The organism is uncultured Rothia sp. (genome assembly GCF_963544205.1).
Taxonomy (GTDB): domain Bacteria; phylum Actinomycetota; class Actinomycetes; order Actinomycetales; family Micrococcaceae; genus Rothia.
This window is the reverse complement of sequence record NZ_CAUUDY010000005.1, coordinates 49,293-60,436: the sequence shown is the minus strand read 5'-3', so window position 1 is coordinate 60,436 and position 11,144 is coordinate 49,293. Positions and strand designations below refer to the sequence as shown.

Genomic DNA, 11,144 nt, shown 5'->3' with positions numbered 1-11,144 from the left:
CACTCAATTACAGGATTTTTATCGTGAGCTCTTCTTCTGGCGATTCTTCGCGCCTCGTTTCTTCTTCTCGCTCGGGTCTGTCTCGTCCTGGTCTGTCGCGTCGCCGCCTGGTGGCTGGTGCCGCGTGGGCTGCCCCGGTTGTTGTGGCTTCTTCGGTGATTCCCGCGTATGCGGCTTCTAATGAGGAAGGCGAGTGCACCGGTCCCTTCGAGGATTCAACGACGATTACTGCCGGTGACGGCGTGAAGAAGGTTGCCGTGCTGACGGTTCCTCCGGGTGCTAAGCGTATGCGTTTTGTGGCTGTGGGCGGTGCTGGCGGCACGAACTACACTGTGGCTGATGCTGGTTCCGGCGCCATGGTTGAGGGTTCTATGGCTGTGCGCGGTGGCCAGACTATTACTCTGACTGCCGGTTCGGGCGGTATCGGTAATGGTGAGCTGAAGCCCGCTGAGGGTGGCGACGGCTACGGCGTGGGCGGCTCGTCGAAGGCTTCTTCGCCGGTTCCCGCGAACGTTGTTTCTGCAATCAATAACCTGACCCGCATTTCTGGCGGTGTGACCGGCCGCGGCGGCATGAGCGCTGTGCTGTATTCGGCGTCCGGCGGTGGCTCGTCCGCTATTGAGGTGGACGGCGTGCCGATGATTGTTGCCGGTGGTGGCGGCGGTGCCGGTGTGCTGGCGTCGTATGCGACGGTTCTGCCGAACCCCGCGAATGCGGGTGCTGTGCGCCCGACCGCGCACTATTCGCTCGATAGCTCCGGCGGCGAGCACCAGTTCAGCACCGGTGGCGGCGCTGGTTCGGGTGACGGCGACGGTTCGCCCGGTTTTGTTGGTTTCACCTCGTACGAGGTGCAGTCTGAGCCGATTCTGACGGTGAACCCGGGTTCGGGTGCTGCCGGTGGTGTGGGCGGTGCTGGCGGCGAGAAGCTGGACCCGCCGACCACCGATGGTTCGGTGATTGGTTTTTCGAGCACCTCCACTCAGAAGCTGGTGAGCACTGCGACTGCCGGTGCGGCGGGTGCGAGCGGTCTCCGTGCGAAGGGCGCCGATGGTGTGGCGAGCTATTCGTACCAGTGGGATCAGACTCCGGAGGGTACCGATAACCGCCCGTCGAACGCTGGCGAGCTGTTTAACGGCTACCAGTCGGTGGTTTCTGGAGGCGGTGGCGCCGGTTATGGCGGCGGCGGCTCCGGTGCTGCGTTGAGCGTTTCGGCTCGTGTGGTGTCGCAGAAGTGGAATAATGATGCGGCTCGTGCCCGCTATGCGGTGGGTTCGGTGCAGTTGGCTGGCGGTGGCGCTGGCGGCGGTACGTTCATGGATACTACGGTGCGTGTGACGGATCTGGGCTGGGCATTGAACGCTCCGAATGGTCCGGGTGAGCGCGGTGCCGGCTATATTGAGGTTGCTTTCTGCTTCTAGGCTGCCGCGCAGAGCTACTGAGATCCGTTAGGAATCGTATAGGTGCAGATTGAACCCTTTCTTTAGGGTGGTATGCGCCTCAAACTTAATATTTAAATTTTTTCTGAATGCCTCCCAAGCTACTGGTTTGGGAGGCATTCTCATCTTCTGTGTTGCTTCGTCATAGCGTCATATCAACCTTTGGCGGTTTAGCGCATTGGTCGGAATAGACCTTATCGAAAGCTCATCCTTGCTCGCGTGCTGACCCCTAAATAACCCCTCTGTCATATTCGGGGATAGTCCTTTAGATTGGCAGCTCATCATTTTACGGTGGAAATGTAAAGAATACGCGCGCCCGCCCCGCTAGGTATAGGGTCCGAGCGCGGCAACCAATGACTAAGGAGTTTTAGGTCATGTGCAAGGAAACCATGAAGGCTGTTGTTGTTCCTGAGAAGGTTGACGGTTCGGTTGTTGTCCGTGAGGTTCCCGTTCCTGCTGTCGGTCACGGTCAGGCGCTCGTGAAGATTGAGTACTCGGGTGTGTGCCACACTGACCTGCACGTGGCTTCCGGTGACTTCGGTGAGGTTCCGGGTCGTATTCTGGGCCACGAGGGCATCGGTCGTGTCGTCAAGGTTGGCGAGGGCGTTGAGTCCCTGAAGGAAGGCGACCGCGTGTCGGTGGCTTGGTTCTTCGAGGGCTGCGGTCACTGTGAGTACTGCACCTCGGGTCGTGAGACCCTGTGCCGTTCGGTGAAGAACGCAGGCTACTCGGTTGACGGCGGCATGAGCGAGTACACCCTGGTGACCGCTGATTACGCTGTGAAGGTTCCGGAGGGTCTGGACCCGGCACAGGCTAGCTCCATTACCTGCGCTGGTGTGACCACCTACAAGGCAATCAAGGAGTCGCTGGTTCGCCCCGGTGAGTGGCTGGTTGCGTACGGTGCTGGCGGTCTGGGTAACCTGGCTGTTCAGTACGCTAAGAAGGTTTTCGGCGCTAAGGTTATCGCTGTTGACATCAACGATGACAAGCTGGCTCTGGCTCGTGAGACCGGTGCTGACCATGTCATCAACGGCCGTGAGGTTGAGGATGTTCCGGCTCGTATTCGCGAGTTGACCGGCGGTGGCGCTCACGCTGCTGTGGTGACCGCAGTGTCGAAGGTTGCGTTCAACCAGGCTGTTGAGTCGGTTCGCGCGGGCGGTTCCGTGGTGGCTGTTGGTCTGCCCTCGGAGATGATGGAGCTGTCCATTGTGAAGATTATTCTGGACGGCATCCGCGTGGTGGGCTCCCTGGTGGGTACCCGTCAGGATCTGGCGGAAGCGTTCCAGTTCGGTGCTGACGGCATCGTGGTTCCGGTGGTTCAGCTGCGTGAGGTTGACGAGGCACCGGCTGTCTTCGAGGAAATGGCGGCAGGTAAGATTACCGGCCGTATGGTTCTGGACTTCGCTAGCCTCTAAGCTAGCGGATGGTTCGAGGCGCCCGGCAGGGCTTCAAGGTCTCACTCGGCTGAGGCTCTGCCGGTAGTTTCGATGGTTATAGCGCCTAAGGCGCATCCCGTGTGGCGGGGGAGTAGGGGTACTCTTTCTGCTGTGCATACGACGCGGGGTGCGCCTTAGTGTTTTTAATGCGGTGTTGCAGAGTAGCCGAGTTTTTGAGAGCCGTTATCGTAAGGAACTGAAAACCTCTGTGAGTGCAATGCACCTAAACGTAATATACGCGGGAATTTATTTTGAAATATCCGGTGGATTATCTCAAAAACTACACTAAACTAATTCAATAATGCACTATATTTGACATCTATATATCTCAAAATGCATTTTTTTGACAAAAACATTCAACCACTGATTGAATTGTAATATTTCCGGAAAAGATGAGTTTCGCGGCCTCCTGCACCTACCCTATATGTAACGGGATATGACGCGTGAAGGTTTCGGCCCTCCTAGATATCGATTCCTTCTTACGGAACGCCATACCCGGGTGAATTTCAGCATCTTCGTACCGTGCCGTTATTCACCGTTGAGTCCTTACTTCCGGTCAGGCGCTCCTCTAGACACCTTCGGGGTAAGGTCTCACCAACGATTAGTGTGGGCCCCACGGACATAGTCAATGGGGATTATGTCCGCCACACTGATCCGGAGCTTTTAGGACATTGCATGACTTCGTGGCGACTCTTACCGCCACGGCTAAATTTACCTGCCGGCACGGGTAACATGGCCGGGTTCTCTACTCACTCGGTAACCCACCCGCTGCAGGGCGCATCTTGATTTTTGTGTTGTTCAGAAGATGCGCCCTGTAGCACAAGACGAGGGGCACCTCTGCCAGGTGCCCCTCGTTTTTGTATGCGCGTTTTATGGTTGAGCAGTTGCCGCGCTATGAGTAGATGCCGCGCTCTTTAGTAGATTCCACGCTGTGCGGTCCAGCGGATCGTGCCGCGCTCAAAGTCCATGTAGTACACGCCGTTTACGTAGGATTCGTCGCCGCGTGCCGCACCGTAGCGGGCGGTGTTCTTCTCCCAGTGCTTGAAGATTGCGCCGTTACCGTTGGTTTCGTAGGCACCGTACGCATCCGACCAGAGCAGTACCTTGCCGGAGGCGAACTGAATCTGAGCACCCGTGGAGGTGGTAGTCTCGTCGGTCACCGGGGCGCCCCAGGTGCCGCGGTGCTGCAGGAAGCGGTGGTAGAACGCGCCGCCGGTGTGCATACGGTGGGTACCGGTCTGTGCGGACCACACGTAGGTGGTGCTGCCGGTGAATTCCTGCTTGATGATGCCGTTGCCCAGGTTCTGCTCGTCAGTGGTGGGTACGCCCGTCATGCCAGCTGCGCGCCAGGTCGCGTAAATGGCGCCGCGCTCGTTGATGATGTGGGTGCCGTACGCGTTGGACCAGTAGGCGCCCTCACCATTGGCGAAGGAGACCGCGATGGTGTCGGAGCGGGTTTCCTCGTTGGTGGTCAGACCGCGGAATCGCGCAATATCAGAGCGGAACTTGTGGTCCAGGCCGCCGTTGGTGACCAGCCAGTGCGAGCCGTGGGAGTCCGTCCAGTAGATGGTCTTGCCGTTGGTGAACTTCTGCGCGTACACGCCGTTGCCGAGGGTGTACTCGGTGCCGATCGGGTCGCCGTAGAAGGAGCGGTTGCGGTTCCAGTAGTCGCCGATGCCGGTGCGAATGTCAATGGAGCCGGTCGCGGTGGTCACCACGTTCGAATCCTGACCGTTCGACCAGTTGCGGTGCACCGCGTTGGGGTTCTTTGCCAGAACCTTCAGATCGTTCACGGTGCCGGGGAAGAAGTTCGAGTCACCCACGAACGGGCCCGAGTCAGTGAACTGCCAAATGTCGTAGCCGCTCCATCCTGCCGGAATTGCACCGACCACGGTCGAGTAGCTCGCCAGGTGCAGCGGCAGAGAGCCGAACTGCTGCGAACCCACGCAGTGTGACCACCAGGAGGTCGCGGTGTACACCATCGGGTTGCGTCCGGTCAGCGAACGGTAGGTGTCCACGAAGTCGCGGGTCCATGCGGTCAGCTGCGCCGGGGTCATGTTGTAGCAGGTGTTGCCGTAGGCGGGGTAGGGGTTGAACTCGATGTCCAGCAGGCCGGGCAGGGTCTTGCCGTCGGCGCTCCAGCTACCACCGTTCTGCACGAAGTAGCGTGCTTGATCGGCACCCGAGGAAGTGCGGGGGTTTGCGAAGTGGTAGGCGCCGCGCACCATGCCGACCTGTGCCGAACCGTTGTACTGCTGAGCGAAGTAGGGGTTGGTGTAGTAGCTACCCTCGGTCGCCTTCACGTAGGCGAAGCGGGAACCTGCGGCGTAGGCGCTCGCCCAGTCCACGTTCCGCTGATGCGAGGAGACGTCCATGCCGAGGGTACCGCCGGTGGGGGTCCATGCGGATCGGCCCTGAGCCAGGGACTGACCGGTTGCCAGACCCCGACCTGCTCCCAGACTCTGCGCGGAGCTCTGGGTCGCGGAAATACCGCTCAGGGTTGCGGTCGAGGCGGGGGAGGTTGCGCCGGTGCGTGCGTTGGTGGTGCCCAGGCGTTCACGCTCGCCCGCGCCCATGGCGGGGTTGGAGCGTTCGACGAGGGACGCATCCGGGGCGGGGGCGTAGGTGAGCTCCTCGTAGGATGCGTTGGTGTTGACCTCTGCCGCTGCGCTCGCGCTGGGAGCTGCAAAGGCTGCAGGAACAGAGGTGAGAGAGGCGGCGACCAGGGAGAGTGCACCTGCGGACGCCATGATGGAGCGGGCTGCCGCAGAGCGCGCGGCAGTCTGGAGTTTCTTCATAGTTTTGCCTGTATTTGAGAGGTGGATGTGTCGATGTAGCCTTGTGTGTTCGGGCTTACGAGCGAATATGTGGGTAGTTGACTATTGGGGTATATCAACTGTTGTTGTGTCAACCGGTGGACACAGCTAACAGCCTACGGTATCTGCACTGCTGTGCGCAATGTTTTGGAGGCGCCTTTCTGGTGGCATATTTTTCACGGAGTGCACAGTAAATCGGCGTCTTTGGGGGGACCTATTTGGTTTTGCGGCTTGTCGGTGCATTTATGGACTCAGTTTTTGTGAAAAATTTTAGGTGTGCGACACGCCGGGGCGTTGAGAATTTCACTCTGTGGACTGCTCTGTCGGAGGCTACGCTGCCGGGGCTTTGGCTTTTGGGCATAAGGAAAGGGGTGGGCCGCACACACAAAGACCCACCCCTCATGTTCCGGATACTGTAATTTGGCGCGGCCTCGCACCGGTACCCGGAGTTTCATGGTCGATGCAGGAGAGATGAAGAGTCATCGACCACGTATATGGTGCCTGTCGGCACGTTTTTCTCGACTCTTCCCGCCCGCTCTTTCAGGTTCTAATGTCCGGCTGAAAGAGCGGGTGGGAAGAGGCGAAAGCTTATGTTTCCCGAAGGATTTAGAGGAACTTGGCGATGTCCTCAATCAGCGGCTTGAGGGTCTCGCGATCGATGTACTCAGCCTTGCCGGTCTTGTAGCATTCGAGCATCTGCTGAATACCTTCGTTCGGGTGCGGGTTTGCCATGAGCCATGCGCGCACGGGACCCTTCAGAGCGGTCTTGTGAGCCAGCGAAATCTTGTCGAAGTCGATGCCGCCACGCAGGTGGTAGACGGGGCGACCTTCGGTCAGTTCGGGGGTGTAGCTCTTGGCGACGGCCTTGTCGAGCAGCTTCTTCGAGTATTCACCGGTGAAGGAGACAGTGAAGAACGCGGTGCGGTTCTTCTTGGGGGCAATAATCGGCAGAATCTTCTTGCGAAGTGCCGGTGCACCGTTGAGGAATCCACCGTAGTCGCTGCCGGCAATCACGAAGGCGTCGAATGCCTCTGCCTGCTCGGGGGTGACCTTGGAGGCGGGGACAGTCTCAACTTCGGGAGCCTGCGGGAGTGCACGCAGATCTTCTGCCAGCCAGGTGGCGTACTGTTCGGTGTAGCCGTAGGTGGAGCCGAAGATAATCAGCACGCGAGTAGTCATCTGTGAACCTTCCAGATATATTTCGCATTTCAAATACTAATTATGGGTTCCAATATAGGCTAGGCGCGCGAAAATGTGAAATCGCCTAGCTCTTGGACGCCCTATCTATCTTCTCATAGCCCACTCTGAGTGTCTCTATGTTTTTGAAATACGATCGAAGGTTCTCGAGTGTGACTAAATATTGCGCAGCGCTGGCTATCTATAGGTAAAAAGCACCCTAATTTACTTTCCGGGCGAGGTGGGGGTGATGGGGGTAAAAACCGGCTTTCTGTGGTGTGCTCGATGGGGAGGGGGTGATGTTCAAAATGCGACGTGAAACACAATTTCTTCGGTGGAAAGAGTTGGGAGAAGCATACCCAAGAGGGTGTAAAACCCCTATAATTGAGAAAGAGTCCCACGCATCCGGCATGTGGCTACCTGTTAGAACGCGTGGGAATAATTGGGAATTTGACGTCAGTCTTCCCCTGAAAATCAGTGTGAACCCACAGTGGTCACACAAAACAACACACAAAGGTTAGGTACATGAGGCGCGCAAAAATCGTTGCAACCATCGGTCCGGCAATCGAGTCCCCCGAGAAGATCTCCGAGGCAATCAAGGCTGGCCTGAACGTCGCCCGTCTGAACATGAGCCACGGTGACCACGCCGAGCACCAGGCACGCTACAACACCATCCGTGAAGAGTCTGCAAAGCTCGGTAAGGACGTTGCTATCCTCGCCGACTTGCAGGGCCCCAAGATTCGCCTCGAGCGTTTCGCAAACGGCAAGGAATACCTTGAGCCCGGCGCAGACTTCACCATCACCTCCGAAGACGTTGAAGGTACCGCAGAAATCTGTGGCACTACCTACAAGGGCCTGCCCGGCGACGTAAAGCTCGGCGACAAGCTCCTGCTCGACGATGGCAAGATTCGCCTCGAAGCTATTGAGGTAACTCCCACCCGCGTTCGCACCCGCGTGGTCGTCGGTGGCCCCATCTCCAACAACAAGGGCATCAACCTGCCCGGCGCAGCAGTCTCCCTGCCCGCGCTGACCGAGAAGGACGCGAACGACCTGCGCTTCGCTCTGAAGATGGGTGCAGACATCATTGCACTCTCCTTCGTTCGTACCGGCGCAGACGTTGACCCCGTCCACAAGATCATGGAAGAAGAGGGTATCCGCGTACCCGTCATCGCCAAGATTGAGAAGCCCCAGGCAGTCGATAACCTGCAGGACATCATCGACAAGTTCGACGGCATCATGGTTGCTCGTGGTGACCTTGGTGTTGAGCTGCCCTTCTCCGAGGTTCCCCTCGTCCAGAAGAAGGCTATCGACATGGCACGCCGCTGGGCAAAGCCCGTCATTGTGGCAACCCAGGTGCTCGAGTCCATGACCGACAACCCCGTCCCCACCCGTGCAGAGGTTTCTGACTGCGCTAACGCAATCCTCGACGGTGCGGACGCAGTTATGCTCTCCGGTGAGACCTCGGTCGGTAAGTACCCGATTCTGACCCTGCAGGCTATGGCTGCAATCGTCAAGGACACCGAAAAGGGCGGCCTGTACCGCGTGCCCGAGCTGGACCGCAAGCCCCGCACCCGCGGTGGCGCAATCACCCGCGCAGCAGTGAACATTGCTGACCAGCTGGACGCAAAGCTCATCGTAACCTTCACCCAGTCCGGTGACTCCGCACGTCGTCTGGCACGTCTGCGTCCCGAGACCCCGATCGTCGCGTTCACCACCAGCTCGAAGGTTCGCTCCTTCCTGTCCATGCTGTGGGGCGTTGACGCTGAGCAGGTTGAGATGATCACCGACCAGGAAGGTCTGTTCCACTTCGTGGACGAGTACCTGCTGAAGAACGGTCTGGCAGAAGCCGGCGACCTGGTCGTCGTTGCTGCCGGTGCTCCCGCAGGTCGCGCAGGTACCACCAACATGGTTCAGGTACACCGCGTCCACGGTGCTGAGGGCGAGCGCGAGACTCTGCGTCCTTACGAGGAGAACGAGGTCAAGCGCTAGGCCGCTCACCATTCTTTCCGATGCGTAGCTGAGGGTAATCCTCAGCCTGTACGCTCGGTGTATAGAGACCGCCGCCCGGTCGTGAAACTCTCACGGTCGGGCGGCGGTTTTGTGTGTTGGTGTAGTTGCCCCATCTGATGCGCGGATAGGTGTATAAGTGGATACAGAAAAGCGGCGGGAAAGCTTGAAACTTTCCCGCCGCTTTTGCGTTGGTGCCCGAGGTGGGACTCGAACCCACACTCCGAAGAACCTGATTTTGAGTCAGGCGCGTCTGCCAATTCCGCCACTCGGGCGTATCACGCGTTTACGCGTAACACCTTTAGAATTCTAACCCAGGCTGTCTAGAAAATCTAATCTATCTGACGTGTTGGGAGCGTTGTGGCGGGGCGGGGAGCGTGTGCTGAACGCTTCCATCGGGCTCCCGGTGCGCCTCGGCTACAGGTGCCCCTCAGTGTAAATCCTCGGCGTAAATCCTGAGCTGAGGGTGAACCGGCGCGGCTTATCCACAGATGGAGGCGGGGGAGAAAGCGCGCATCCTGTATCCTTAAAGACTGACTAACCATCCCCGTTCGCCTTCGCGGCTGGGGGCCACCTCAACGTTAAGAAAGTGATCACGGCTCGTGTTCAATTCTCTCTCCGACCGCTTGACGGCAACTTTTAAGAACCTGCGCGGCAAGGGCCGCCTCTCCGAGGCAGACATTGATGCAACCGTCCGCGAAATCCGCCGCGCCCTGCTCGACGCTGACGTCGCCGTCCCCGTAGTCCGCGAATTTACCGCCCACGTGAAGGAACGCGCTCTCGGTGCGGAGGTTTCCGAGGCGCTGAACCCCTCCCAGCAGATCGTGAAGATCGTGAACGAGGAGCTGGTGAGCATCCTTGGCGGTTCGACCCGCCGCATCAACATGGCGAAGAGCGGCCCGACCATCATCATGCTGGCGGGTCTGCAGGGTGCCGGTAAGACCACCCTGGCTGGCAAGCTGGCTCACTGGCTGAAGGGCCAGGGCCACACCCCGATGCTGATTGCATCCGACCTGCAGCGCCCCAACGCGGTGACCCAGCTGAAGGTCGTTGGTGAGCGTGCGGGCGTGCCCGTGTACGCGCCGCACCCCGGTGTGACCAGCGAGTTTGACGTACCCACCGGCGATCCCGTGCAGGTGGCACGTGACGGTGTGGCTGAGGCTCGCGCTAAGCTCCACGACGTGGTGATTGTCGATACCGCGGGTCGTCTGGGTGTTGACGCTGAGCTCATGCAGCAGGCACGTAACATTCGTGACGCTATTGAGCCGCACGAAGTTCTGTTCGTCATCGACGCGATGATCGGTCAGGACGCCGTGAACACCGCTAACGCCTTCAACGAGGGTGTGGACTTCACCGGTGTGGTCCTGTCCAAGCTTGATGGTGACGCCCGCGGTGGTGCGGCTCTGTCGGTGGCTTCGGTGACCGGCAAGCCGATTATGTTCGCGTCCACCGGTGAGAACGTCACTGACTTTGAGCAGTTCCACCCGGACCGTATGGCGAGCCGCATCCTGGATATGGGTGACATCCTGACCCTGATTGAGCAGGCTGAAGCTCAGTGGGATAAGGCTGAAGCCGACCGCATGGCGAAGAAGTTCATCGATCAGGAAGACTTCACTTTTGAGGACTTCCTGGCTCAGATGCAGCAGATTCGTAAGCTCGGTTCCATGAAGAAGCTGCTCATGATGATGCCCGGTGCGGCTCAGATGCGTCAGCAACTTGAGGCTTTTGACGAGCGCGAGATTGACCGCGTGGAGGCGATTGTTCGCTCCATGACCCCGCACGAGCGTGTGGCTCCGCGCATCATTAACGGTTCTCGCCGTGCCCGTATCGCTAAGGGTGCGGGTGTGACCGTGTCTGAGGTGAACCAGCTGATGGAGCGTTTCGCTCAGGCTCAGAAGATGATGAAGAAACTCGCTTCGGGCAAGATGCCCGGCATGCCCGGTGGTATGCAGATGCCCGGTATGGCGGCTGCGGCTGGTGGCGCTCGTAAGAACGCGAAGAACAACAACAAGAAGAAGAAGGCTCGCTCCGGCAACCCGCAGAAGCGTGCGGCGCAGGAGGCGGCAGCAGCTAAGGCGCAGCAGGCTCGCGCCGGTGCTGCATTCGGTCAGCAGGCTCAGAACCAGGAGATGGATCTGTCCAGCATGAACCTGCCGAAGGGCTTTGAGAAGTTCCTGCAGTAAGAGCAAATATGAGCCCCGGTAAGGGGTGGTACGGGTGCGCACGTGGTGACGGGGCGCACCCGTACCGGTATGGTGCCCGGTTTGGGTGCA

The 11,144-nt window shown here is 58.9% G+C and carries 6 protein-coding genes and 1 tRNA gene; 4 read left to right on the top strand and 3 right to left on the bottom strand.

The features are described from left to right. Window positions 1-23 precede the first annotated feature (23 nt). Complete coding sequence (locus RWZ58_RS04250) at window positions 24-1,418, top strand: phosphoenolpyruvate synthase (protein ID WP_314657648.1); 1,395 nt, start codon at window positions 24-26, stop codon at window positions 1,416-1,418. 392 nt (window positions 1,419-1,810) lie between these two features. Continuing rightward, window positions 1,811-2,851: an alcohol dehydrogenase AdhP gene (gene adhP, locus RWZ58_RS04245; protein ID WP_080974471.1), complete on the top strand. Its 1,041-nt coding sequence runs from the start codon at window positions 1,811-1,813 to the stop codon at window positions 2,849-2,851. A 935-nt stretch (window positions 2,852-3,786) separates the two neighbouring features. On the opposite strand, the gene RWZ58_RS04240 is transcribed toward adhP, so the two are convergent. Together RWZ58_RS04240 and RWZ58_RS04235 are read right to left on the bottom strand one after the other, a co-directional pair. Continuing rightward, window positions 3,787-5,670 (bottom strand): GH25 family lysozyme, encoded by a 1,884-nt coding sequence (locus tag RWZ58_RS04240; protein WP_314657646.1) that lies wholly within the window; start codon window positions 5,668-5,670, stop codon window positions 3,787-3,789. Between the two features lie 624 nt (window positions 5,671-6,294). After that, the gene (locus tag RWZ58_RS04235; RefSeq protein WP_049354549.1) at window positions 6,295-6,867 is read right to left on the bottom strand and encodes a flavodoxin domain-containing protein; all 573 of its coding nucleotides are present in this window, start codon (window positions 6,865-6,867) and stop codon (window positions 6,295-6,297) included. A 522-nt stretch (window positions 6,868-7,389) separates the two neighbouring features. Here RWZ58_RS04235 and pyk point away from each other — a divergent pair. Then, a complete protein-coding gene (gene pyk / locus RWZ58_RS04230) occupies window positions 7,390-8,853 on the top strand; it encodes a pyruvate kinase (RefSeq protein ID WP_314657644.1) in 1,464 nt (487 codons plus the stop codon). A 210-nt stretch (window positions 8,854-9,063) separates the two neighbouring features. Here pyk and RWZ58_RS04225 read toward each other — a convergent pair. Further along, window positions 9,064-9,146 (bottom strand) — tRNA-Leu (locus tag RWZ58_RS04225). Between the two features lie 327 nt (window positions 9,147-9,473). Between RWZ58_RS04225 and ffh the strand changes: the two genes are divergently transcribed. Next, window positions 9,474-11,054: a signal recognition particle protein gene (gene ffh / locus RWZ58_RS04220; RefSeq protein WP_049342095.1), complete on the top strand. Its 1,581-nt coding sequence runs from the start codon at window positions 9,474-9,476 to the stop codon at window positions 11,052-11,054. Window positions 11,055-11,144 lie beyond the last annotated feature (90 nt).